Annotated in this window: 21 protein-coding genes; 9 read left to right on the top strand and 12 right to left on the bottom strand. The window is 69.2% G+C overall.

What is annotated here, in order from left to right; genetic code table 11:
* Positions 1-50 precede the first annotated feature (50 nt).
* A complete protein-coding gene (gene zwf, locus OF380_RS09700) occupies positions 51-1,529 on the bottom strand; it encodes a glucose-6-phosphate dehydrogenase (RefSeq protein ID WP_264050556.1) in 1,479 nt (492 codons plus the stop codon).
* A 143-nt stretch (positions 1,530-1,672) separates the two neighbouring features.
* The gene (locus OF380_RS09695; protein ID WP_264050555.1) at positions 1,673-2,518 is read right to left on the bottom strand and encodes an SDR family NAD(P)-dependent oxidoreductase; all 846 of its coding nucleotides are present in this window, start codon (positions 2,516-2,518) and stop codon (positions 1,673-1,675) included.
* Between the two features lie 143 nt (positions 2,519-2,661).
* On the opposite strand from OF380_RS09695, the gene OF380_RS09690 reads away from it, so the two are divergent.
* The gene (locus tag OF380_RS09690) at positions 2,662-4,305 is read left to right on the top strand and encodes a L,D-transpeptidase family protein (RefSeq protein ID WP_264050554.1); all 1,644 of its coding nucleotides are present in this window, start codon (positions 2,662-2,664) and stop codon (positions 4,303-4,305) included.
* Between the two features lie 175 nt (positions 4,306-4,480).
* Here the strand turns inward: OF380_RS09690 and OF380_RS09685 are convergent, their stop codons facing one another.
* Positions 4,481-4,849 carry a hypothetical protein gene (locus OF380_RS09685; RefSeq protein ID WP_264050553.1) on the bottom strand — a complete coding sequence of 123 codons (369 nt, stop codon included), beginning with the start codon at positions 4,847-4,849 and terminating at the stop codon, positions 4,481-4,483.
* 115 nt (positions 4,850-4,964) lie between these two features.
* Positions 4,965-5,999: an alpha/beta hydrolase gene (locus OF380_RS09680; RefSeq protein ID WP_404810568.1), complete on the bottom strand. Its 1,035-nt coding sequence runs from the start codon at positions 5,997-5,999 to the stop codon at positions 4,965-4,967.
* A gap of 371 nt (positions 6,000-6,370) precedes the next feature.
* On the opposite strand from OF380_RS09680, the gene meaB reads away from it, so the two are divergent.
* The 3 genes from meaB to OF380_RS09665 all read left to right on the top strand — a co-directional run bounded on the left by meaB (position 6,371) and on the right by OF380_RS09665 (position 8,499).
* A complete protein-coding gene (meaB, locus tag OF380_RS09675; protein ID WP_264050552.1) occupies positions 6,371-7,375 on the top strand; it encodes a methylmalonyl Co-A mutase-associated GTPase MeaB in 1,005 nt (334 codons plus the stop codon).
* Positions 7,372-8,004: a pyroglutamyl-peptidase I family protein gene (locus OF380_RS09670; RefSeq protein ID WP_264050551.1), complete on the top strand. Its 633-nt coding sequence runs from the start codon at positions 7,372-7,374 to the stop codon at positions 8,002-8,004. The genes meaB and OF380_RS09670 overlap by 4 nt, the downstream gene beginning before the upstream one ends.
* Before the next feature lie 150 nt (positions 8,005-8,154).
* Entirely contained in the window at positions 8,155-8,499 is a 345-nt protein-coding gene (locus OF380_RS09665; RefSeq protein WP_264050550.1) for a CsbD family protein, read from the top strand.
* 56 nt (positions 8,500-8,555) lie between these two features.
* On the opposite strand, the gene OF380_RS09660 is transcribed toward OF380_RS09665, so the two are convergent.
* Positions 8,556-9,341, bottom strand: coding sequence for a 3-hydroxybutyrate dehydrogenase (locus tag OF380_RS09660; RefSeq protein WP_264050549.1), 786 nt, complete (start codon positions 9,339-9,341; stop codon positions 8,556-8,558).
* A 250-nt stretch (positions 9,342-9,591) separates the two neighbouring features.
* Here OF380_RS09660 and OF380_RS09655 point away from each other — a divergent pair, with 250 nt between their 5' ends.
* The 3 genes from OF380_RS09655 (at position 9,592) to OF380_RS09645 (ending at position 13,501) form a co-directional block, all read left to right on the top strand.
* Positions 9,592-10,521 carry an AEC family transporter gene (locus OF380_RS09655; RefSeq protein ID WP_264050548.1) on the top strand — a complete coding sequence of 310 codons (930 nt, stop codon included), beginning with the start codon at positions 9,592-9,594 and terminating at the stop codon, positions 10,519-10,521.
* A gap of 198 nt (positions 10,522-10,719) precedes the next feature.
* Positions 10,720-11,673 carry an acetyl-CoA carboxylase carboxyltransferase subunit alpha gene (locus OF380_RS09650; RefSeq protein ID WP_264051270.1) on the top strand — a complete coding sequence of 318 codons (954 nt, stop codon included), beginning with the start codon at positions 10,720-10,722 and terminating at the stop codon, positions 11,671-11,673.
* 352 nt (positions 11,674-12,025) lie between these two features.
* Positions 12,026-13,501 (top strand): L,D-transpeptidase family protein, encoded by a 1,476-nt coding sequence (locus OF380_RS09645; protein WP_264050547.1) that lies wholly within the window; start codon positions 12,026-12,028, stop codon positions 13,499-13,501.
* Positions 13,502-13,507: 6 nt separating this feature from the next.
* Here OF380_RS09645 and OF380_RS09640 read toward each other — a convergent pair whose 3' ends face one another.
* The 4 genes from OF380_RS09640 to OF380_RS09625 all read right to left on the bottom strand — a co-directional run bounded on the left by OF380_RS09640 (position 13,508) and on the right by OF380_RS09625 (position 18,144).
* Positions 13,508-14,137 (bottom strand): LysE family translocator, encoded by a 630-nt coding sequence (locus OF380_RS09640; RefSeq protein ID WP_264050546.1) that lies wholly within the window; start codon positions 14,135-14,137, stop codon positions 13,508-13,510.
* A gap of 122 nt (positions 14,138-14,259) precedes the next feature.
* Positions 14,260-14,508: a hypothetical protein gene (locus OF380_RS09635; protein WP_264050545.1), complete on the bottom strand. Its 249-nt coding sequence runs from the start codon at positions 14,506-14,508 to the stop codon at positions 14,260-14,262.
* A gap of 131 nt (positions 14,509-14,639) precedes the next feature.
* Positions 14,640-15,356 (bottom strand): PhoH family protein, encoded by a 717-nt coding sequence (locus OF380_RS09630; RefSeq protein WP_264050543.1) that lies wholly within the window; start codon positions 15,354-15,356, stop codon positions 14,640-14,642.
* Positions 15,357-15,774: 418 nt separating this feature from the next.
* Positions 15,775-18,144 carry an ATP-dependent helicase gene (locus OF380_RS09625; protein WP_264050542.1) on the bottom strand — a complete coding sequence of 790 codons (2,370 nt, stop codon included), beginning with the start codon at positions 18,142-18,144 and terminating at the stop codon, positions 15,775-15,777.
* A gap of 554 nt (positions 18,145-18,698) precedes the next feature.
* Here OF380_RS09625 and katG point away from each other — a divergent pair.
* Positions 18,699-21,020 carry a catalase/peroxidase HPI gene (katG, locus tag OF380_RS09620; protein WP_264050541.1) on the top strand — a complete coding sequence of 774 codons (2,322 nt, stop codon included), beginning with the start codon at positions 18,699-18,701 and terminating at the stop codon, positions 21,018-21,020.
* Positions 21,021-21,247: 227 nt separating this feature from the next.
* Here katG and OF380_RS09615 read toward each other — a convergent pair whose 3' ends face one another.
* The 3 genes from OF380_RS09615 to OF380_RS09605 all read right to left on the bottom strand — a co-directional run bounded on the left by OF380_RS09615 (position 21,248) and on the right by OF380_RS09605 (position 23,509).
* Positions 21,248-21,880, bottom strand: a complete 633-nt coding sequence (locus OF380_RS09615; protein ID WP_264050540.1) for a LysE family translocator — start codon at positions 21,878-21,880, stop codon at positions 21,248-21,250.
* A 244-nt stretch (positions 21,881-22,124) separates the two neighbouring features.
* Positions 22,125-22,364 carry a hypothetical protein gene (locus tag OF380_RS09610; RefSeq protein ID WP_264050539.1) on the bottom strand — a complete coding sequence of 80 codons (240 nt, stop codon included), beginning with the start codon at positions 22,362-22,364 and terminating at the stop codon, positions 22,125-22,127.
* Entirely contained in the window at positions 22,361-23,509 is a 1,149-nt protein-coding gene (locus OF380_RS09605) for a helix-turn-helix domain-containing protein (protein ID WP_264050538.1), read from the bottom strand. Before OF380_RS09605 ends, OF380_RS09610 begins: the two co-directional genes overlap by 4 nt.
* Positions 23,510-23,798: 289 nt before the next feature.
* Here OF380_RS09605 and OF380_RS09600 point away from each other — a divergent pair, with 289 nt between their 5' ends.
* The gene (locus tag OF380_RS09600) at positions 23,799-24,512 is read left to right on the top strand and encodes a Crp/Fnr family transcriptional regulator (RefSeq protein ID WP_264050537.1); all 714 of its coding nucleotides are present in this window, start codon (positions 23,799-23,801) and stop codon (positions 24,510-24,512) included.
* The last annotated feature ends 2 nt before the right edge of the window (positions 24,513-24,514 follow it).

Here is a 24,514-nt window from a genome sequence, read left to right as displayed (position 1 = left end):
GGAGCCTGTCGAGGGAGCCCGGAATTATACCTCGCATCTGCGCACAGCGCTCAGCGGATTTCCTCGTGCCAGGTTCGGCCGTCGCGCTCGATCAGCGCGATGGCGGCGGTGGGCCCCCAGCTGCCGGCGGCGTAGGGGCGCGGCGCATCGGGCCGGTCGGCCCAGGCCTTGAGCAGGGAATCGGCCCAGGCCCAGGCGACCTCGACCTCGTCGCGGCGCATGAACAGCGTGGCGTTGCCGCGCACCACGTCCATCAGCAGGCGCTCGTAGGCGTCGGGATAGCGCTGCTTGAACGTCTCTTCGAAGGAAATGTCGAGGTTGGTCGGCCGCAGCCGCATCCCGCCGGGCCCCGGGTCCTTGGTCATGACCTCGAGCTTGATGCCCTCCTCCGGCTGAAGGCGGATAACGAGGCGGTTGGGCTCGCGCCCGAAGGATTCCGCCGGGAAGATCGAGAAGGGCGACGCGCGGAACTGAACCACGATCTCGGAGAGCTTCTGGGGCAGGCGCTTGCCGGTGCGCAGGTAGAAGGGCACGCCGGCCCAGCGCCAGGACTGCACCTCAAGCTTCAGGGCGACGAACGTCTCGGTCCGGCTGTCGACGTCATTGCCGAGGTCGGCGCGGTAGCCCTCCACCGGCTTGCCCGCAACCGCGCCGGCCGCGTACTGGCCGCGCACCGTCACGGTCTGCACGTCGTGGGGCGTGATCGGCTTCAAGGCACGCAGGACCTTCAGCTTCTCGTCGCGCACCGAATTGGCGTCGAGGGAGAGCGGGCTCTCCATCGCCATCAGGCAGAGGAGCTGCAGCATGTGGTTCTGCACCATGTCGCGCAGCGCCCCGGAGGTGTCGTAGTACCCGGCGCGCCCCTCGACGCCGACGGTCTCGCCGACCGTGATCTGGACGTGATCGATGACGTCCGCCGTCCAGAGCCGCTCGAAGATGGTGTTGGCAAAGCGCAGCGCCAGCAGGTTCTGCACCGTCTCCTTGCCGAGGTAATGGTCGATGCGGAAGATCTGCTCCTCGGGGAATACCGTGCCGACCGCGTCGTTGATGGCGCGGGCCGATTTCAGGTCCTTGCCGATGGGCTTTTCCAGGACCACGCGGGACTTGTCGCCGATCAGGCCGTGCTTCGCGAGATTCTGGCAGATCGAGCCGTAGAGATCGGGCGAGGTCGCGAGGTAGTAGGGCCGCACCTGGTCGGGGCGCTCGGCGAGCTTCGCGGCGAGATCCTCCCAGCCGTCGTCGCCCGCCCCGTCCACCGCCACGTAGTCGAGATGGTCGAGGAAGGCGGTCAGCGTGTCCTCGCCGATGTCGCCCGCCGGCACGAAGCGCTTGATCGCGTCGCGGGCGCGCTCGCGGAACGCCTCGGCGCTCATCTCCGAGCGCGAGGCCCCGATGATCCGGCTGGTTCCCGGAATCTGCCCGTCCTTGAAGCGGTAGTAGAGGGCGGGGAGCAGCTTGCGCGTGGTCAGGTCGCCGGTGGCGCCGAACACGACGCAGTCGAAGGAGGCGACGGGGATGATGGTGGCCAAGGGCGGCTCCCGTTCGTTTTGCAAGTCGGTGTGCAAGCGCAGGCAGCGAAGATTCGCCCCTGCTGTGTCGGCCGGCCCGGTCCGCTATGCAAGCCATCCGCCATGGGGGCGGGGTGCGGGACGGCACGCGTTCCCGTACGGCCTCACCCCTCGCTGAAGCGCCGGAACGCCTCGGCATGGTCGGGATGCCAGCGCGAGAGCGCCGGACGGTTCGCGATGATGTCGCCGGCGGCCCAGGCGATCCGCTTCTCGTCCTGGACGCGGGTGGTCTCGTTGTCGGGACACAGGATGTAGAAGTCGCCCCGCGCCATCCCGTCCAGAAGGACGTCCACCGTCTCGTCGGGCGTCCAGGCACCGGCCGGCTTCTCGGCGACGCCCCGCGCCTTCGTCAGGCCGGTATAGACGAAGCCCGGGATGAGCAGGTGAGCGCTGATCGGGGCGCCCTCCCGCCCGCGCAGGTCGTGGGCCAAAGCCTCGGTGACGACCTTCACGCCCGCCTTCGAGACGTTGTAGGGCGTGTTGCCCGGCGGCGTGGTGATGCCCTGCTTCGAGCCCGTGACCACGATCGCGCCGGGTTCACCGCCCGCGATCATGGCGGGCGCGAAGGCCTGGATGCCGTTGATGACGCCCCAGAGGTTGGTGTCGAGGATACGACGCCAAGTCTCGGGGTCCGAGAACAGCCTGCCCCCGGCCTCGATGCCGGCATTCAGCATCACCAGGGCCGGCGGCCCTTCGTCGGAGGCTGCCGCGCGCAATGCCTCCATCGCCTCGGGACGGGCGACGTCAGTGGCGAGCGCCCGCACGGGCACCTGCTGCGCGAGCGCCGCAACCTCGGCCCGGGCGGATTCCAGGGCCTCTCCAGGCAGGTCTGCGAGCCAGACCGCCATTCCCAATCCCGCGAAGCGTTTGGCGGCCGCCAGTCCGATGCCGCTCGCCGCCCCCGTGACGATGGCGGTCCGCCCCGCCTGAAGTGCCGGATGGATGGTCATGACCTCTCCCGATCTGCCGCCGCGCCGGACGTGCCGTGGCGCGCTTCAGGTAGGGCGACCTGTGGGCCGCGTCAGGCCGGGACAGGAGATTGGTAACCCTCTGCCCGCATGGTTGGGGAGACCGTCCACTCGAGAGGCCCGCGATGCTTTCGCGCCACAGCGCCGCCCTGCCCCGCCCGCCGGCGAACCGGATCCGCCTCTACGCGGGCCTGTCGCCGCTCGCGCTCCTCGTGATCCTGGGCGGGACCGCCCTGGCGCAGGAAGCCCCTGCCCGGAGCGCACCGGAGAGCTTGCCCAAGTCGCCCAAGCTCGAGGGCCTCTCGGCCCCGGTCCCCGTGACCCCCTCCGTTCAGGCGATCGTGCCGAGTCCCGCGGATGCCGTCGCGACGGCCGCGAATCCCGCACCGGTCAGGAAGTCGCGGGAGTTGCCGCCGCTGGTGGTGGCGCGGGTCTCGGCCGATCCCGTCCCGACCCTGAGCCCCTCCACCTTCCTCGACACTCTGCGCATGGCCGATCGCTATCAGGCCATGGTGGATGCCGGCGGCTGGGCGCCTCTCCCCGCCGATCTGGTGCTCAAGCCGGGCGCGAGCCACCCGGCAATTCCCGCCCTGCGCAAGCACCTCGCCCTCGTCGGCGACCTTCCCGCCGACACGCCGATGAGCGACCAGTTCGATGCGGGCTTGGTCACGGCGGTCAAGGCCTTCCAGGCCCGGCATGGCCTGCCCGAGACCGGGCTGATCGGGCGCCAGACCGTGGCGGCGCTGAATGTGCCGGCGGCCACACGCCAGCGCCAGCTCGGCGCCTCCGCCGCCCGGCAGATCGGGTCGAACTTCGCCTACGGCGACCGCTACGTGGTGGTGAACATCCCCTCGGCCACCGTCGAGGCCGTGGATCACGGGGTGGTGGTGCGCCGCTACGTGGCGGTGGTCGGCAAGCCCGACAAGGCGACCCCGCGCATCGAGGCGCGGATCACCGACGTCAATCTCAACCCGACCTGGACCCTGCCAGTCTCCATCATCAAGAAGGAGATCATCCCGAAGATGCGCAAGGATCCCGGCTATCTCGCCCGGGAGCGCATCCGCATCCTCGGCCCCGGCGGCGTCGAGGTCGATCCCACGGCCATCGACTGGTCAAGCGAGAAGGCGGCGAACTACACCCTGCGTCAGGATTCCGGCCTCGAGAACTCGCTGGGTCAGGTGCGCATCGACATGCCGAACAAACAGGCGGTCTACATGCACGACACGCCGTCGAAATCGCTCTTCGCCCGCGAGGTGCGGTTCCACTCGCATGGCTGCGTACGCGTCGCGCAGGTGAAGGAACTCGCCGGCTGGCTGCTCGACGGCACGCCCGGCCCCAACGGCGCCGGCTCGACCTGGGGTCCGATCGAGATCGAGACCAGCATCGCTACCAATGAGCGCCTGGACATCAAGCTCCCCAAGCAGATCCCCGTGACCTTCGTCTACCTGACCGGCTACGCCACCCCGGACGGCCGCGCCCATTTTCGCGATGACATCTACGGGATCGACAGCCCGGCAGTGCCGATGCCGGACGTTCCGATTACGGGGACGATCGTGCCGCGCAAGACGGTACCCGCCGCGCGCCCAGCCGGAACGATCGGCGGGGCTGGAACCGCCGCGACCAGACCCGCTCCGACGCCACCCGTGCCGGGCAGGCCGCAGGCGGGCAAGTCCGAGACCGCCGGCCTCACGCCGACGAAGCCGGCGCAGGACGGACCGGTCCCGCCGGGCCTGATTCCCAACCGGGCCGCCCGGTCGGCCACCAACTGACGGTCACGCGTTACCGCGCACCCTCCCGCCGGACCGACGTACCGCATGAAAAAAAGCCCCGCCCGGGGATGGGCGGGGCTCTCGAAGGCAGCTGGCGTCGCCGCTCAATCAAGGGTGACCTTGGTGAGTCCGCCTCATGGAGGTCCGGTCCGGGATCGCCGAACCCTGGACGGACTCAGGAGTCGAGGCCGGCATCCTCGTCGATGTCCACGAGGAAGACGATGTCGGCATCCTCTTCCTCCTCGTCATCCTCACCGTCCTGGGCCTCGTCGTCGTTGGAGGCCTCGGCGTGGCGGGCATCCGGCTCGTAGGGCTCGTCCTCCTCGGAATCATCCTCGGCCAGGGCGTCCTCGAAAATCTCGATCTCGTCCTCGGTGGCCGCCCGGATCTTGAGCGGGGAGGTGCCGTTCCACAGCACCTTGCCGTCGCTCTTCATGGTCTGGATGTCGTCCTTGAAGCCATCGCAGGTGAAGAGGTCGTTGGCGACCTCCTCGGAACCGTTGATGACCGCGATGGCCACGCCATCGATCTCGAGTGTGAACATCGCGAATCCTCGTTGTCTGTGGCCCGGGGCCGCTGACCGTGTAGGGGCGAACGGGCCGGAGGCCAAGGGCGGAACGGACGGAAAGCCCGGGTGGAATCCCGAGCCGAGCCGCGTCTCAGGCGCCGCCGCTCGCACGCCCGATCGCGCGCTTAACCACCCCCTGCACGTCGGGGTTCGACAGGAACAGGTCGTGGTTGATCAGGCCTCCGCCGTAATCCGAGGCATCGGCGACCCGCACGCCCAGGGCCTCGAGGCGCTCGCGGTCGGCGGCACCCGCCCGGACCACGCCGCCCGCGATGGCGCCCGAGAGTTCCAGCGCCCGGTCCTTGGTGGAGGAGATCACCGTGATCTTGCTGACATCCGGCCCCATCCGCTCCACCGCGCTGGTGAAGAGATCGATGTCGATGTCGGGGGCCGCGAGCACCACCGCACCGATCCGGGCCATGGCGGCCTCCCCGGCCTCCGCGCGCAGCATGCGCAGGGTCTCGAGGGTCAGGAGCGTGCCCATGGAATGCGCGACGATGTTGATGCGCCCGCCGGACGGCGAGTTCGCCAGCGCCTTCAGAAGATCCTCGAAGCCGTCGCGCGACCAGAGCGCGCTCTCGCGGTCGTAGCCGTAATCGAAGGTCGCGGCGGCCGAGGGCCAGGTGAAGAGCGCAGAGGCGCCCCGGAAGCGGATACCGTCCGAGAGCTTGGCGGCACCGACCACCGCCGATTGGAAGCTTTCGCGGTAGCCGTGCACGTAGATCAGCACGTCGCGTCCCAGCGCCGCCTGCGCGAAGGCGCCGGCAGCCCCCGGCCCGGTCTCCACCTGGGGCACCGCCGTCACGGACCAGTCGCCCGTGACCACGGACGAGACCTTGCCGATCAGCGAGCGGTCGGGGGCCGAGAGCCGGACCTCGGCGAAGCTGAGCCCGCGCCCGCGCTCGGACCCGAAATACGGACTCTTCGGCGGCGCTCCGATGGGCCGGCGCGTGGTGGCCACGAGCAAAACGGGGCTGACGTCGAGGGCCGATTGCCGCTCCGGCGTCCCGCCGCCCACCGCATCGGAGACGAGGCCGTCGGCCACGCAGCCCGCGAGCCCCGGCGCAAGGCCAGCCACCCCGGAAAGCGCGGCGAACCGCAGGAGCGTGCGTCGGGTCGGGGGCATGGGGCGGATCATGTCGTGCAAGGCAGCCCTGACGGTGACGACCCCGGAACGGGCCCGTCGTGGTGCTACCCTGTCGACGAGGATCATGACCATGGCGCGGCACGAACGTGGCCGTGGCGATGTGGATTACGTGCAGAGCCGGCCTTGTGGCGCCGGACCCACAGGCCTCGCCGGTCGGCCGGTCCCTCGTGGGCTCCACGTGGAGCGCTGGCCCGACGTCCCAGATCCGCCGGCTCCCATCAAGGTTCGAACACTCCAGTTCGGAGCATCAGGAATCTCCTCCACACAACAGCACACGACGTCATTCCGTTCGCGATCGTTCGATACCGCCCCCCTCGACGAAACCCGGCCGGACCGGCAAAGACTACGCCATGGCCCTGTCATCCACCCCCGCTCCCGCCCTCGACATCGATGCCCTCCGCGAGCGGTTGCTGGCCGGCGACCGGGCGGCCCTGGCGCGCGCGATCACCCTCGCCGAATCGAAGCGGGCCGACCACCGCGCCGCCGCCCGGGCGCTGATCGACGCCGTGCTCCCTCATACCGGCACGGCGATCCGGGTCGGCATCACCGGCGTGCCCGGCGTCGGCAAGTCGACCACCATCGACGCCCTGGGCGCCAACCTGACCGCGGCCGGGCACCGGGTGGCGGTACTCGCGGTCGATCCGTCCTCGACGCGCACGGGAGGCTCGATCCTCGGCGACAAGACCCGCATGGCGCGCCTCGCCCTCGACCCCAACGCCTTCATCCGCCCCTCCCCTTCCTCGGGCACGCTCGGCGGCGTCGCGGCGAAGACCCGCGAGACCATGCTGCTCTGCGAGGCGGCGGGCTTCGACGTCATCCTGGTGGAGACAGTGGGCGTCGGCCAATCCGAGACGGCGGTGGCCGATCTGACGGACTTCTTCCTCGTTCTGATGCTGCCGGGGGCGGGCGACGAGTTGCAGGGCATCAAGAAGGGCATCCTCGAGCTCGCCGACATGATCGCGGTGAACAAGGCGGATGACGGCGAGGGCGAGCGCCGGGCGAGCGCCGCCGCCTCCGAGTATCGCGCGGCCCTGCACATCCTCTCGGCGCCGAGTTCGACCTGGACGCCCCCCGTGGTCACGATCTCGGGGCTCAACAACAAGGGCCTCGATGGAATGTGGGCGCGGGTGGTCGATCACCACGACAAGCTCACCGCGACGGGCGAAATCGCCGGGAAGCGTCGGGCCCAGGACGTGAAGTGGATGTGGGCCCTGGTGCACGAGCGCCTGCATCAGCGCCTCGTCGGTTCGGCCGAGGTGCGCAGCCGGACGGCGGAGGCGGAAGGGGCCGTGGCGCGGGGCGAAACCTCTCCGGCCGCCGGAGCGGAGGCCATCGCCACCCTGATCCGCCTGTGACGGGGGCACGGGGCGGCCTGCTCATCACCGGGTTCGGCCCTTTCCCGGGTGTTCCGCGCAACCCCAGCGCGAGCCTGGCGCGACGGATCGGCGCCCTGGTCGGGCCGAAGGTGGATGGAAGACCGGTGCGCGTCCTGATCCTGCGCACGACCTACGCGGCCATTCCGGAGATGCTGGAGCCAGCGCTCGCCGAAGCGCCGGCCGCAATCCTGATGCTCGGGGTCGCGGCCCGCGCTCGGCGCGTGCGGGTGGAGGCGCAGGGTCGAAACCGCACCAGCCGGCTGTTTCCCGATGCCGTGGGCCGGGTCTCGGCACGGCTCACCCTGGAGCAGGACGGTCCGGCCACGCGCCGGACCGCACTCGGGCCGCAGAGCCTCGCGATCCTGCGCCGGGCCGGCATTCCGGCGGTCGCCTCGCGGGATGCCGGCCATTACCTGTGCAATGCGAGCTACTTCCGGGCCCTGCGCGAGGGAGCCCCGGTGCTGTTCCTGCACATCCCGATGCCGCCCCGGACACGACGCCCGACCGGGCCCTCGAAGCCCCGGCGCGTGTGCCCGGAGGCGGCCCTGGGCCAAGCCTGCGCGGAGGTGGCACGCCACCTCGTCGGCCGCGCCCGCACGGCTTCCTAGAGGCCGGCCGGCCCGGATCCCGTTGCCGGCGCACCAAGTTTTTCCGCGTCGCGTGGTGCGCTTGGCGCCGTCGGGCGTTCAGTGATCGTCGGATGCGGTTGGCACCCACTTCGGGGGACCGCCCGCACCATCTGGTCCAGGAGAGAAACCATGGTCGATACGGATCGCGTCGTCGGCACCGCCAAAGAGTTCGGCGGCAAGGTGCAGAGCGCCGCAGGAGACCTCGCCGGCTCGCAGCGCAGCTCGGTGGAAGGCCGCTACCGCGAGGCGGAGGGGCGCGCCCAGGACATCTACGGGCAGGCCAAGGACACGATCCGCGACGTCGCTGACAACGTCTCGGATTACGCCGGCGACGCCTATGATCGCGGGGGCCACTACCTGCGCGACGGCAGCCGCGCGGTCGGCAGCCGCGTCGAGGAGAACCCGCTGATCGCCCTCGTGATCGCGGGCGCCGTCGGCTACGGCCTAGCCCTGCTGCTGCACGGCCGCCGCTGAGATCGGACCCGGAGCCCCGCCCTGCTGACGCGGGACGGGGCGTCTTCGGAGACGCGCTATTGCGCGGTCCAGCCGCCATCCATCGCCATGTTGGCGCCGGTGATCTGGCTGGCGGCGTCGGAGGCCAGGAACACCGCGAGCGCCGCGACCTGGTCGATCGTGACGAATTCCTTGGTCGGCTGCGCCTTGAGGAGCACCTCGTTGATGACCTGATCCTCGGTCATCCCGCGTGCCTTCATGGTATCCGGGATCTGGCTCTCGACCAGCGGCGTCCAGACATAGCCCGGCGAGATGCAATTGACCGTGATGCCGAACGTCGCGAGTTCCAGGGCCGCCGCCTTGGACAGGCCGACAAGGCCGTGTTTGGCCGCGACGTAGGCCGACTTGAAAGGCGACGCGACCATCGAGTGGGCGGACGCCGTGTTGATGATCCGCCCCCAGCCACGCTGCTTCATGCCCGGGATCGCCGCCCGCATCGTGTAGAAAGCCGAGGACAGGTTGAGGGCGAGGATCAGTTCCCACTTCTCCGGCGGGAAATCCTCGATCGGCGACACGAACTGCATGCCGGCATTGTTCACGAGGACGTCAACGGAGCCGAAGGTCTCCTCGCCGAGCCTGATGAAGCCCTCGATTTCCGCGGGCTTCGTCATGTCGGCGCCCGAGTAGACTGCCCGAACGCCGAACTCGGATTCGATCCCGCTGCGCGCCGCCTCGATATCCTCGGGCTTGCCGAAGCCATTGAGGACGACGTTGGCACCTTGGGCGGCATAGGCACGGGCCACGGCCAGGCCGATCCCGCTGGTGGAGCCGGTGACGGCGGCGGTCTTGCTCTTCAGGGTCATGGAACAGGCTCCGATCGTGACATCAGGTTCGTGTTCGCCCGCCGCGCGATCGCAGGCTCGCGTCACCATCGCGGAGACGGGCCGCGACGGCGCGGTCGTGCCTACCACAACACCCAGAATCGCGGCGCAGACCAGAGGCCCTGGCCCATCCGCGCGACGCGGACTCGGTCTTTGTCATGACCGGGCGGGCGACCTGCTGACAGATACGCCTCCGTCCCGCTAGACGAGGGGCCCCTTCCGGACCGGATCCATGACCGGCACCATTCTCCTTGCCCTGATTCCCATCATCCTCCTCATCGGCCTCGGCGCAGCCCTGCGCCGATCGGGCTTCATCGGGGAGGCCTTCTGGCCACAGGCGGAGCGGCTGGGCTTCTACATCCTGCTTCCCGCGCTGTTCGTCCATGGCCTGGTGACCGCGCCCCTGACGGGGGTTCCCATCGCGGCCCTGGCAGGCGTGCTCGTGGCCTCAACCCTCGTCGTCGCGATCGCGCTCCTCGCGTGCCGCCGGGCCCTGGGCTTCGAGGGCGCGGCCTTCACCTCGGTCTTCCAGGGCGGCGTCCGCTTCAACAACTACGTCGGCGTCTCCGTGGCGGCCGGGCTGTTCGGGGCCCAGGGCATCGCCATGGCGGCGGTGGCCAATGCGGCGATCGTGCCCACCGTGAACATTCTGTGTGTGCTGGTGTTTGCCCGGTTCGGCTCCCTCGGAAGACCCTCGCTTCTCGGGATCCTGCGTCTCCTCGCCCTCAATCCCCTCGTGCTGGCCTGCCTCGTCGGCATCGGCATGAAGGCCTCGGGGATCGGCCTCCCATCCGGGACCGAGCCGGCCCTGCGGGCGCTGGGGCAGGCCTCGCTGCCGCTGGGGCTGCTCTGCGTGGGTGCCGCGCTGGAATTCGGGGCGGCACGGCGCTGGGCCCGGCCCGTACTCGTCGCATCGGCGGCGAAGTTCGTGGCGATGCCCCTGGCGACCCTGATCGCCTGCCTCGCCTTCGGACTTCATGGTCCCGCCGCCGCGACGGCCCTCCTGTTCCAGGCCCTGCCGACTGCCTCCTCCTCCTACATCATGGCTCGCCAACTCGGCGGCGACGCGCCCCTGATGGCCGGGATCACTGCTGTGCAGACCGTTCTGGCGGGTCTCAGTATGCCCATCGTCCTCATCGGACTGGTCGACCTCGTCGGATGAGTGCCATGCGGGCTGTACCCGCGGTGAAGATCGCCGCGCTCGGTTGACACCCGCCCCGCCATTCCCGACACCCTGCGCCCGCGCGGCCGCCCCCGCCGCGCCATAGGCCCGACACGATCTGCATCAGAACGGTTGCACGCCCTCCGGACCAACCCGGCGCCGCGACCGAGCACGAAATGGACCCCCTCGATGACGGTGATGCGCACCTACCTGGATTTCGAGAAGCCCGTTGCCGAACTCGAGGCCAAGGTCGAGGAATTGCGCGCCATGGGCGCGCGTGACGGAGCCGTGTCGATCAGCGAGGAGGTGACTCGCCTCGAGGCGAAGGCCGCCGCCGCCCTCTCGGACATCTATGCCAACCTCACCCCGTGGCAGAAGACGCAGGTGGCGCGCCATCCGCAGCGGCCGCATTTCATCGATTACTGCGCCGGTCTCATCACGGAATTCACCCCCCTGGCGGGCGACCGGGCCTTCGGCGAGGACGCGGCGATCGTGGGCGGGTTCGGGCGCTTCCACGGCCGCCCGGTCTGCGTGCTCGGCCAGGAGAAGGGCTCTACCACCGAGACGCGGCTGCGGCACAACTTCGGCATGGCCAAGCCCGAAGGCTACCGCAAGGCGGTGCGCCTGATGGAGATGGCGGATCGGTTCGGCCTGCCGGTGCTGGCCTTCGTCGACACGGCGGGCGCCTTCCCGGGTATCGAGGCGGAGGAGCGCGGACAGGCCGAGGCCATCGCGCGCTCGACGGAAGCATGCCTGGCGCTGGGCGTCCCCAACGTAGCACTCGTCATCGGCGAGGGCGGCTCGGGCGGTGCCATCGCGCTGGCCACCGCCAACCGCGTCCTGATGCTGGAGCACGCGATCTATGGCGTGATCTCGCCGGAAGGGGCGGCCTCGATCCTATGGCGCGACCAGGGCCGGGCCTCGGACGCGGCCACGGCCATGAAGATCACCGCGCAGGACCTGCTGCGCCTGGGCATCATCGACTCCATCGTGCCGGAATCCACCGGGGGTGCCCATCGCGGTCGCGAGGCGGCGATCGCCGCGGCCGGATCGGCGATGCAGGCGGCCCTGGGGGAATTCGATGGCTTGAGCGCGGACGAGATCCGTGATCGGCGTGCGGCCAAGTTCCTGGAGATCGGTCGGCGGCTCTGAGCGAACGCCAGAAGGCAGAGACGTTTTGACGCAGACGATCTTCGGAACCGAAATTATCGGGGATCGGCAGCCCTGCCCAATGTAGGGCAGACCCAGGCCTCGGTGCTCCCGCTCGAAAACGCAGCCGGATCAATCGGCTCGGTTCCGCGACCCCGCCACCGGACCGCACGGCGGACGTATTGTGGCAGGATCACGTCCTGCTCTGCCGAATGCGCGCAATCCCCATGCCGTCCCCTTCGCGAGTTCCTTCGCCTTGCGGTAACAAGCGGGTAAGTTTAACGACGCTAAGGGGTTGGGGGTGACGACCGACGGGTGAAGTCCTGCGGTCGCGTGACTGAAGACGGGATTCCCCATGGCGATGCGCCCGCTCGTGGCTGCTGGTATCGTTGCGCTCGCACTCACGCTGGGTGCCTGCCAGGACGGCTCGACGGGCGGCGGCATCCCCCTGCGGGCCCTCGCGCCCGTTCCCCAGAAGACCCTTGCGCTGATGGCGCAGAAGGGCATGTCCCAGAATGACCCCATCCTGATCCGCACCTTCAAGAAGGAAGCGGAGCTGGAGGTGTGGAAGCGCGGCACCAACGGGCAGTACGCGCTCCTGAAGACGTTCCCGATCTGCCGCTGGTCGGGCCAGCTCGGCCCGAAGACTAAGCAGGGCGACCGGCAGGCGCCGGAGGGCTTCTACACGGTCACGCCCGGCCAGATGAACCCGAACTCGTCCTACTATCTCTCCTTCGACACCGGCTACCCGAACGCCTATGACCGCGCGAACGGTCGTACCGGCAACTACATCATGGTGCACGGCACCTGTTCGTCGTCGGGCTGCTTCGCCATGACGGACGAATCGATGGGCGAGATCTACGCGCTCGCCCGCGATTCCTTCGCCGGGGGCCAGCGGGCCTTCCAGTTCCAGTCCTACCCGTTCCGGATGACGGCCGCGAACATCGCGAAATTCCGCAACGACCCGAACGCGCCGTTCTGGAAGAACCTGAAAGAGGGTTCGGACTACTTCGAGGCCCTGCGCGAGGAGCCGCGCGTCGGTGTGTGCGGCACCAAGTACGTCTTCGGCGGCGCCGACGCGGCGGCCGGCTCCTGCACGCCGAAGGTCGAGCCGCAGGTCGCCGAGAAGCGCGAGCGCGACAACCAGGAGGTCGCCGAACTCATCGCCAAGGGCGTGCCGGCCACCCGCCTCGTCTACGACGACGGCAGCCAGAACCCGGTGTTCCGCAAGAACCAGACGCCGGCCAATACCCTGACCTTCGCGAGCCTCGGCAAGCCGGAGGCCGAATTGCCCGTGGATCCGAAGGACTACGCCCAGCACAAGCTCGGCGATGTCAGCCGACCCGAGAGCCTTGCCGCCGAACGCGAGGTCGAGGTCGATGCGAAGGGGCGCCCCGTGATGATGGCCGCCGCCGCGCCGATTCCCACGAAGGCTGCGGCCGTGAATCTCGCCCGGAAGGGCGCCGCACCAGCCGCGAAGCCCGAGCCGATCGTGGCCGAACCGGCGAAGCCCGCCCGCGTGCTGGTGGCCGATGCCGACGGGGATTCGGCGGCCTACAAGAAGGTACTGGGCAACCTCTTCAGCAACGGGACGCCTGCGACCCCGGCCGCCGATGCCGCGACCGTGCCGAGCGCCGCCGCGGCGGAGCCGATCAAGCTCGCGGCGAAGGCGGAGCCCCGGCACGCGTCGTCGAAGCCCGCGCCGCATGCGGCTCTGGCTTCGTCCAAGGCCAAGGCTGCGACCGACGACAAGGCCGCGAAGCCGGCTCTCAAGGCAGCCAGCGCGATCCCCTCGCCCAAGACCACGGGCTCCACCGTCCCGAAGAACTGAGGCGCGTCAGCGGGCGCCGAGCAGCATCGCGCCGAAGCCCAGGAAGATGGTTCCGGTGATCCGGTCGAAGGTCCGCGCCAGCGCCGGACGGGTCAGGGACGCGGCAAGCCGGCGGCCGCCGGCGGCATAGACCCCGAACCAGAACAGCTCGACGCCTGCGAAGGTCGCGATCAGGATCGCGAATTGCGGGCCCTGCGGATGCGCGGGGTCGACGAATTGCGGCAGGAAGGCACTCGAAAACAACAGCAATTTCGGATTGCTCAGGCCGACGAGGAGCCCGTCGCGATAGAGGCGCGGCAGGGAAATCCGGTCCGTCGCGCGAGCGGCACCCGCCGCGATCGGGCCGGCCGCGTCACCGCCCCGCCAGGCCCGGAGGCCGAGGAACAGGAGATAGGCGACGCCGGCATAGCGCAGGCCCTCGAACAGGGTGGGCGACGCCAGCAGGGCGGCGCTGAGGCCCGCCGCCGAGGCCAGAAGCACGAGGATGACGGCGCTGAGGCAGCCCGCCATGGCGGCGGTGCTGCGCCGAAAACCGACGCGGACGCTGCGGGTTAGGATGTGGAGCATGTTCGGGCCGGGCGTGCCCGAGAGCAGGAAGACGGCGCTGAGGAACAGCCACCAGGTCTGCAGGGTCATGAATCGGTTCCCGGCGGCGATCCCCACCTCTCTACACCGGACGCAGACGGAAAGACCCGGGCGCGCATGAAAAAGGGCCCCGCGAGGGACCCTTCTCCGAAGACATCAGGTCGTTCGACCGATCACATGCGGCGCATCATGCGACGGTGCATCATCCGGCGCTCCATGTGGCGCCGTTCCATGCGGCGCTCCATCCGGCGATGCATCATGCGCCGTTCCATCCGGCGCTCCATGCGGGTCATCTGAACGGTGGTCACGGTCTCGGGGGCGGTGACGCCGATCGGCGCGCCGGGCGCGGCCGAGGCGGAGGTGGCGAGGCTGGCGCCGCCGAGCGAGGCGAGCACGGCGAAGGCTAGGGTCAGTTTCCTCACGTGAAGACTCCCGTTTTCTTGGTTCCGAGCGCGGCCCCCGGCCGGTCCCCTGGCCGAGGGGCCGGGAACCCATGTCGCGCACCGGAGTGAGCGGCGGACCCCGTTCCGGTCCGCCGCTGATAACCCACGACTCAGAGATTCGTTTCCTCGAAAGCCCGCACCCACTCAGCACAAATTCCCGAGCGCACGATGTCGTCGAGGGTAAATTCCACCACGGGGATCGGCATCATGCGGCTCTTGATGAGGTGAATCACGGTGCGCAGCCCCGAGGTCTCGCGCAGGTCCGTCTGCGAGACGTCGCCGTTGATGATCACCTGGCAATCGTCTCCGATGCGGGTGAGGAACATCTTGATCTCGGCCGTGGTGGTGTTCTGCGCTTCGTCGAGGATCACGAGACAGTTCTTGAAGGTGCGTCCGCGCATCACCTCGAAGGGCACCACCTCGATGTCGCCGGTCTTCACCGCGATCTCGAACGCGGCCTCGCCCATGCGCTCCTTCATGGTCTCGGTCAGCGGCGCGACCCAGGGGGCGATCTTTTCCTCGAGGGTGCCGGGGAAGAAGCCGAGGGAGCGGCCCGAGGGCACGTTCGGCCGGGTGATGATGACCTTGCCGATGCGGCGCTGGCGGAGCTGGTCGGCGGCGCGGGTGCCGGCGATGAAGGTCTTGCCGGTGCCGGCGGGGCCGAGAACGATCACCTGCTTGTGAAGGGCGAGGGCGTCGAGGTACTGCGCCTGGCGGTCGGTGAGGGGTTGGATCGGACTTAAGTGGCGCTCCTCGTCGAAGCGGGTCTTGTGCAGCCGGACCGGGCGGTCCTCGACGAGTTCAAGTCGTGTGCGGCGTCTCTTCATGGATCAACACTCCAAACGGACTTGCCAACCTGAATTTACTGTGAGCCTGACTTGCTGAACCTGCCTCGTTTCATCCCAACGTCGTCCCGTGCCGGCGACCCTTTCCGCATCGTCGCCATCAAGGCCAATCCGAAGCCCCGGTTCGAGTTCCAGGCGCGCGCGTCGTGCCTGTGGATGGCCGAACCGGTAACGATGAGCCCAGGTCCGATGAGCTCAGGTCCGGTGCGTTGCATGCACCATGCCGCGCGACGCACGACAGGGGCATGACGACGACTATTCTTGTGAAGGGTGCATAAAGTCCGCACGAATCCCGGGCCGCGCAAACAGAAGCGTCCCGGCCGCCGAATAAACGCCGCTGTGTCGGAGAAGACGCAACCCGCATCGACCCTCGCCGCCGCGCCCGACCGGAGGCCCGCGATCAGGCCGCCTGGATGAAGCTGTCGAGCACCATCTTCCGGCCGGCCTTGTCGAAATCAACGGTGAGCTTGTTGCCGTCCACACCCGCCACGGTGCCGGGGCCGAACTTGGTGTGGAACACCCGCATCTCGACCGCGAAGGCCGAGGGTGCGCCCGTGGATTTGGCGATGAGCTCGCCCTCGATCTGGCGGGGGCCGCCCCGCGCGGACGGGGACCGGTTGCCGACCCCGTAGCCGTTGCCGTTGCCCCCTTGCGCCGCGGTGTTGGCCTGCGCCCGCTGCCAGCCCGGGGTGCCGTAGGAGGAGCCGAACGGCGTCGGGTTGCGGTCGAAGCGCGAGGCGCCGGCCGAGAAGTGGGCGGGCGCGTCGAGCACGTCGACGCTGTCGTCCGGCAATTCGTCGATGAAGCGGCTCGGGATGGTGGAGGACCACAGCCCGTGGATGCGCCGGTTGACGGCAAAGGACAGCTTGGCGCGCTTGCGGGCGCGGGTGAGCCCCACATGGGCGAGGCGGCGCTCCTCCTCGAGGCCGGCGCGGCCGCTCTCGTCCAGGGCCCGCTGGTTGGGGAACAGGCCGTCCTCCCAGCCGGGCAGGAACACGGTGTCGAATTCCAGGCCCTTGGCGGCGTGCAGCGTCATCAGCGAGACGCGGTCGGCCCCCTCCTGCTCACTGGCCTCCATGACGAGGGAGACGTGTTCGAGGAAGGCCGCCATGTCGGGAAACTCCTCCATGGAGCGCACGAACTCCTTGAGGTTTTCGAGCCGCCCGGCGGCATCGGCGGATTTGTCCTTCTGCCACATCTCGGTGTAGCCGGATTCCTCCAGGATGGTCTGGGCCACCTCCGAGTGCGGCTGCGTGCCCACCAGCCGCGACCAGCGTGAAAAGCTCTCCACCAGGGCCCGCACGCCGGAGCGGGCGCGGGGCTTCAGCTCGTCGGTCTCGATGACGAGGCGCGCCGCCTGGAGCAGCGGCACCCGCTCGGCCCGGGCATAGGCGTGGAGCGCCTGCAGGGTGGCGTCGCCCAGGCCCCGCTTCGGGGTGTTGAAGATGCGCTCGAAAGCGAGGTCGTCGGCGGGGTTGGCGGTGACGCGCAGATAGGCCAGCGCGTCGCGGATCTCGGCCCGCTCGTAGAAGCGCGGGCCACCGATGACCCGGTAGGGCAGGCCGAGCTGGACGAAGCGGTCCTCGATCTCGCGCATCTGGGCCGAGATGCGCACCAGCACGGCGATCTCCGACAAGGGGTGCTGCTTGGCCTGCAGGCTCTCGATGGCTTCGGCCACCTGGCGCGCCTCTTCCTCCGAATCCCAGGCACCCGAGACGGTCACCTTCTCGCCGGCCACGTCCTCGGTGCGCAGGGTCTTGCCCAGCCGCCCCTCGTTCTTGGCGATGAGGCCCGAGGCGGCGGCGAGGATGTGCCCGGTGGAGCGGTAGTTGCGCTCCAGGCGAACCACGGTCGCGCCGGGGAAATCGTGCTCGAAGCGCAGGATGTTGTCGACCTCGGCCCCGCGCCAGCCGTAGATCGACTGGTCGTCGTCGCCGACGCAGGCGACGTTGCGGTGGCCCTGCGCCAGCAGGCGCAGCCAGAGGTACTGGGCGACGTTGGTGTCCTGGTACTCGTCCACGAGGATGTAGCGGAAGCGGCTCTGGTAGTTCTCCAGCACGTCCGGGTGCTCGCGCCAGAGCTTGAGGCAGAGCAGCAGGAGATCGCCGAAATCGGCGGCGTTGAGGGTCAGGAGCCGGGCCTGATAGGCCGAATAGAGCGCGCCGCCCTTGCCGAAGGCGAAGGCCTGGGCTTCCCCCGGCGGCACCTGCTCGGGCAGGAGGCCGCGGTTCTTCCAGCCGTCGATGGCCGAGGACAGGGCGCGGGCCGGCCAGCGCTTCTCGTCGATGTTCTGGTCGACGATGACCTGCTTCATCAGGCGAAGCTGGTCGTCCATCCCGAGGATGGTGAAGTCGGAGCGCAGGCCCACGAGCTCGGCGTGGCGGCGCAGGATCTTGGTGCCGATGGAGTGGAAGGTGCCGAGCCAGGGCATGCCCTCGCCGGCCGGGCCGATGAGCCCGCCGATGCGGTGCTTCATCTCCCGCGCGGCCTTGTTGGTGAAGGTCACCGAGAGAATGTCGAAGGGCCGCGCCTTGCCCGTCGCGATGAGGTGGGCGATGCGGGTGGTGAGCACCCGGGTCTTGCCGGTGCCGGCCCCGGCGAGCACGAGGACGGGCCCGTCCGTCGCCTCCACGGCGCGACGCTGCTCGTCGTTCAGCCCGTCGAGATAGGGCGAGCCCTGGGGCTGCAGGGCGGCCATGGCACGGGCGGCGATGGAGGTCGGGGCGGCGTCGGTGGCGGAGAAGCCGGCCGCGTCGGAGCGCTGGGTCATCGCCCATCCCTGGACCAAAACGCGAACGGCGTCGAGGGTGGGGACGCACCGTGGCGGGCGTCGCGCGGGTGTCGCCCCATGGCGGTGACGGGTTTCCGCTGCGGACCGCCGCGACATCGCGCCCGTGCCGAGGGCGATGCCGAATCTCGATTCCCGCACTCGGCTCATCGCCGCGTCCGGGCTCCACCGACGATCGGCCCGGAGGGGTCGGTCAGCGATCTCCCGCCATCCGCGTGGAACCGTGATGCTGTTCGGGTCGGGCGCGTGAACGCTGCCGACCCCGAAACGGATTGCGCGTCGCGGACGCACGCAAATGCAAGGCGACTTCCGAGACGTCTTCCGAGACGTCTTCCGGGGCGTCTCGACAGCCGCCCCGCCCACAAGGTCGTCGGTGGCGCCTTGATTTTTGATGAAACCGCCTGATTTCGGTCACGGCACCGGATCGCGCATAAGTTGATTTCCGTGGGGTGTTGCGCGCCTCACGCCTCCGTCGGCAACAGACCGGAGGCCCGAACCGTCCAGTGACGCCGGTCCTGCGCCAAGGGGGAATGGTGATGAACGACATGACGATCGACAAGACCAAGACCGAGTCGTACCCGATGGAGGGCAAGTGCCCGTTCGGCGGTGACCGCGTCGGTGGGGCCTTCGGCGGTTCTCCGACACTGGAGGCCTGGTATCCGCACCGCCTCAGGGTCGAGCTCCTGCACCAGAACGGGCTCGCGGCCGATCCGCTCGGGCCCGATTTCGACTATGCCAGCGCCTTCGGGACGATCGACCTCGACGCGCTCAAGAGCGACATCAAGCAGTTCCTGACCTCGTCGGTGGCGTGGTGGCCGTCCGATTACGGCAATTACGGACCGCAGATGGTCCGTATGGCCTGGCACTCGGCCGGCACCTACCGCATCGCGGACGGGCGGGGCGGCGCCGGCACCGGCATGCAGCGTTTCGCGCCGATCTCGAGCTGGTGGGACAACGGCAACACCGACAAGTCGCGTCGCCTCCTGCAGCCGATCAAGCACAAGTACGGCAACGCCCTCTCCTGGGCCGACCTGATGGTGCTCACCGGCAATTGCGCCCTCGAGATCATGGGCCTGCCGACCTACGGGTTCGCCGGCGGGCGCCTCGACGCCTGGGAGGCGGACAACGCCACCTACTGGGGGCCCGAGGTCGTCGAGATGGGTACGGTCTCGAGCTTCGACGAGATGGTCAACCGCGACCAGCGCTGGCGCGGCCGGAACGGCGACGCCGACTACGACCTGGAGAACCCGCTCGCCGCCTCCCACCAGTCGCTGATCTACGTGAACCCCGAGGGGCCCTACGCGAACGGCGATCCGCAGGGCTCGGCCAACGACATCCGGGTGACCTTCACCCGCATGGCCATGAACGACGAGGAGACCGTGGCGCTCATCGCCGGCGGCCATGCCTTCGGCAAGAGCCACGGCATGACCCCCGCCAAGGAGATCGGGCCGCCGCCGGAAATGGCGCCGATGGAGGCGATGGGTCTCGGCTGGAACAACCCGAAGGGCACCGGTTCGGGCAAGGACACCATGACCAACGGCATCGAGGGCAGCTGGACCCCCGATCCGACCCAGTGGGACAATGCCTACCTGGAGAACCTCTTCAAGTTCGACTGGGAGCAGACCAAGAGCCCCGCCGGCGCCCTGCAATGGACCCCGAAGGATCCGAACGCACCCAGGACTCCCGACGCCCATGTCGCCGGCCAGATGCATCCCCTCATGATGATGACGTCCGACATCGCCCTGAAGGTCGATCCGGAGTACCGCAAGGTCTGCGAGAAGTTCCTGGGCGACTTCGACGCCTTCACGCAGGCCTTCTCAAAGGCGTGGTACAAGCTCACCCACCGCGACATGGGGCCCAAGCACCGCTACCTCGGCCCGGAGGTGACGATCGAGGACGGCCTGCTGTGGCAGGACCCGATCCCGGATGCCGCCTATGCCCCGATCGGCGACGCCGACATCGCCGCCCTGAAGCAGGCGATCCTGGCCACGAACCTCTCGGTCTCGGACCTGGCCTTCACGGCCTTCTCGGCGGCCTCGACCTATCGCGACAGCGACAAGCGCGGCGGCGCCAATGGCGGACGGCTCGCCCTTGCCCCGCAGAAGGATTGGGCCGTCAACCGCCGGGCCGCGCCGGTGGTCGAGGTCCTGCGCGGGGTCATGGCCGCGTTCAACGGCGGGCGCAGCGACGGCAAGCAGGTCTCGCTGGCCGATCTCATCGTGCTCGCCGGCTGCACCGCCGTGGAGAAGGCGGCCGGGGATGCCGGGGTCGCGACGCAGGTGCCGTTCACGCCCGGCCGGGTCGACACCACGCAGGCGCTGACCGACATCGAGATGTTCCAGTGGCTGAGGCCCCTCGTGGACGGCTTCCGCAACTACGTCGATGACGGGTTCGACGCGATGGCGCAGCGTCTGGCGCCGGAGGAGATGTTCCTCGACAAGGCCAACCTGCTGACGCTGACCGCGCCGGAATGGGTGGTGCTGACCGGCGGCCTGCGTGCCCTCAACGCCAACCACGACGGGTCGAACCGGGGCGTCTTCACCGACCGGGTGGGCGTGCTGACGACGGACTTCTTCCGGCACCTGACCGACACGAATCTGGTCTGGGAGAAGGCCGACGCGGCCGGGACGGCCTTCGCCCTCAAGGACCGCGACACCGGGCAGGCGAAGTTCGAGGCCACGCGCAACGATCTCGTGTTCGGATCGAACGCGCAGCTGCGCAACATCGCCGATGCCTATGCGGGCAGCGACGGCCAAGGCCGGTTCGTGGCGGATTTCGTGCGGGTCTGGGACAAGGTGATGATGCTCGACCGGTTCGACGTGAAGGGCCACCGGCGTTACGGGCCCATGGCCGCCTGAGAGACGGCAGCCTGAGAGACGGCTGCCTGCGAGATGACCGCCTGAGACACGGCGGTCGCGGTCGCCCGCGACCCCGTCCCACGCCTCGGTGGGACGGGGTCGAATCGGCGTCTTCCCGGTGCGGTCGGCTGAACCATCCGAGCTGGACGACCCGCCGGGACGCGGGACCGGGGCGCAGTCCGCGGCAGGGCCCCGGGTCGGCGTGAGAACGCCGGTCGGGACCGCCCCTAGCGCCGCGCCTCGGTCGCCATCTTGACGGCGAGGGCCGCCAGCACCGTTCCCATGATCCAGCGCTGGACGGCGGCGAAGGCCGGGCGGCGCAGGAGGAACGCCGCCGCCGACCCGGCCGACACGGCGATCATGCCGTTCACCGAGACGCTGATGAGGATCTGCGTCGTGCCGAGGACCAGGGACTGCGCCAGCACGCTGCCGTTGGCCGGGTCGATGAACTGGGGCAGCAGCGACAGGTAGATGACCGCGACCTTGGGATTCAGGAGGTTGGTCAGGAAGCCCATGAGGAACAGCCTGCGGGGGCTGTCCGCCGGCAGGTCCTTGACCTGGAACGGGGAGCGTCCGCCGGGGCGGACCGCCTGCCAGGCGAGCCACAGGAGGTAGAGGGCGCCGGCGAAGCGGATCGCGTCGTAGGCGTAAGGGACGGCCAGCACGAGCGCCGTGAGGCCGAAGGCCGCGCAGACCATGTAGAAGACGAAGCCGAGCGCCACGCCGCCGAGCGAGATGAGCGCGGCGCCCCGGCCCTGGCAGATCGAGCGCGAGATCAGGTAGACCATGTTCGGTCCGGGCGTCAGGACCATGCCGAGCGCGATCAGCGCGAAGGCGAGCAGGGACGCGGGTTCGGGCATCGGCATCTCCATGTCAGAGAATCGTGCCCGGGTGCGCGGCGCGATCGGCCCGCGTCGCCCGATGGCGCTCCATCGTCAGCCCCGGTCACGCGTGCCGGGATCGCAGTATGAGCGGAAACCCGTGGGTTGCAATCGGCGAGGATCGAGTACCCGCGCTCCGTGTCCCGGGCATCGGGCGCCGCGTGGATCGCGGGGCTCGGTATGGAGGGCTCGGCGCATCGGCCTCGGGATGGAAAGGTCGGATTCACGAGGCGAGCCGGTGCGTGATCCAGGCCTGGGCTTCGTGCACGTTCGCGAACGTGGGGGGATGGGGATCGTCGACCGGCCCGAAGCCGGCCTCGAGATACCACCGGCCCGCCTCGTCCGCGTGCTCCTCCGAGAGGCGCACCAGCACCGCCACGAGGAAGCCATCGGCGAACACGAGCTGACTCTCGGTGTCCTTGCTGCCGGTCGCGACCTGCACGGGCTGGAGTTGAAGGTTCATGCCGCCGTTCGGTTTCCTAAATGCAGGTAGTTCGACCGGAACTCGGCGACCGCTCTGAGCCGAGGCAGATTGAGGATCGTCAGGCGCCGACCTTTCAGTTCAATCAGCCCCTGGCGCCTGAGTTCCTGCAGGGAGCGGTTCACGTGGACGTTCGAGAGCCCGGTCGTGTCGCCGAGCTCCGCCTGGGTCACCGGCAGTTCGAAGCTGTCGCCCTCGGTCCGGTCGACGGCGCGCAGCCGGACGAGGAGCTCGCAGAACAGGTGGGCGAGCCGTTCCACGGCGGAACGGCTGCCGACGTTCACCAGCCATTCGCGCAGGGTCGCGTTGTCGACCAGGGCCGCCTTGCGCAGCGCCCGGGCGACCTGCGGGTGATGCTGGATCAACGCGGCGATGGTCTCGGGCGGGATCTGCACCACCCGGCAGGCCGATACCGTGGTGATGGTGTGGTCCATGGTGTCGAGGAGGGCCACGTCGAGGTCGCAGAGATCTCCCGGCAGCAGGTAGGCCAGGATCTGACGGGCGCCGGTCTCGCGCACCTTGTGCCGGCAGGCCATGCCGTCGAGGACCAGGAACACGCCCTCGGGCCGGTCGCCCTCCCGGATTAGGTCCATGCGCGGCCCGATCAGGCGGGGATTGGCGCTGATCTGGGTCAGGACCGCACGATCCGCCTCCGAGAGCGCCCCGAAGCCCTCCAGCTTGCGGACGAGCGGGTTACGTCGCGCCTCGACGGCCGGGGTCAACAGAATCGGAGCCGCGGCCTTCGCGACCACCGGTGAGGCCGGGCCGGACAGTTCGTCGAGAAGCGCCACCACCTCCTGCGGCTGCGCCGGCTTGCCGAGCCAGGGCACGCCCTGGAAGCCGTGCGCCTCGGCCGCCGCCGGCAGGACGCCGGCATGGACGACGAACGGGATGCCCCGTCGGCGCAGCGTGCTTTCCAACGCGGTGCAGACGCCGTCCCGCAGCACCACATCCACGACCGCCACCGTGGGGGGCGTCCGTTCGACGGCCGCCAGGGCTTCCGGCGTGGTCGCGAACGGTCCGAGCACGCGGTAGCCCGCCTGCTGCAGGGCGTCGCTGAGATCGATCCCCACCAGGGCATCGGCCTCGGCGAGCAGGGCGAGGGGCTGCTGAGCGATGGGGTTCATGCATGGCTCCGGGAAGAAATGCCGTCCGCGACATCAGGGACACATGGCTTTATGTCGCAAGATATAAGTATGTATTCAATCGTGCACGAGGCAATGAAACCGCCCGGTTCGGCACCGAACTCCCGAGAGTTCGGTAGCGCACATTATGTTGAGCAGATATGTCACCGCTTAAATACCTTGCAAATCCTGGTATTTCCAACCATATGTTATCGACCGCTTGCAGGTAATCACCGAGCGCAGGCGGCTGAGAGACTCTGTGCGCTCTTGCTCCCATGCGGAGACAAGCGTCGTGGCTCACACCGAACATTCGACCGTGCGCAATCGCCTGCTCAGGGCCATGCGGCCTGAGGATTTCGCTCGCCTCCAGCCGCACCTGGAGCCGATCGACCTGCAGTCCGGCCAGACCCTGACCAAGCCCAACGCGCGCACCGAGCACCTCCACTTCATGGAGAGCGGCATCTCGTCGATCACCGCCGAGGGCGCGAACGGCCGGGTCGAGATCGGGATCATCGGCCGGGAGGGCGCGGTGGGCGCCACGCCCGTGCTCCTCGGCTCGGATCGGGTGCCGTACGACCACTTCATCCAGTTGCCCGGCGCCGCCCTGCGCATCCGCGCGGAGGCCGTGAGCACGGCGATGGAGGAGAGCCCGACGCTGCGCAAGCTGCTCCTGCGCTACATCCTCACCGAGTTGATCCAGGTCCGGCAGACGGCCTTCGCCAACGCGACCCAGGAGATCGAGGCGCGCCTCGCCCGCTGGCTGCTGATGTGCCACGACCGGATCGACGGGGACGAGCTCCTGCTCAAGCACGAGTTCCTGTCGATGATGCTGGGCGTGCGGCGCTCCGGGGTGACCCTGGCGATGCAGCAGCTCGAGGGCGCCGGCCGCATCCGGGCCAAGCGCGGGCGCGTCACGGTGATCAACCGCGAGCTCCTCGAGGACATGGCGGACGGCAGCTACGGGACCCCGGAGGCCGAGTACGCCCGGCTGATCGAGGGGGCCTGAGG

Source organism: Methylobacterium sp. FF17, assembly GCF_025813715.1.
In the GTDB taxonomy this organism is placed as follows: Bacteria; Pseudomonadota; Alphaproteobacteria; order Rhizobiales; family Beijerinckiaceae; genus Methylobacterium; species Methylobacterium flocculans.
This window is presented reverse-complemented; position numbering and strand designations above follow the sequence as displayed.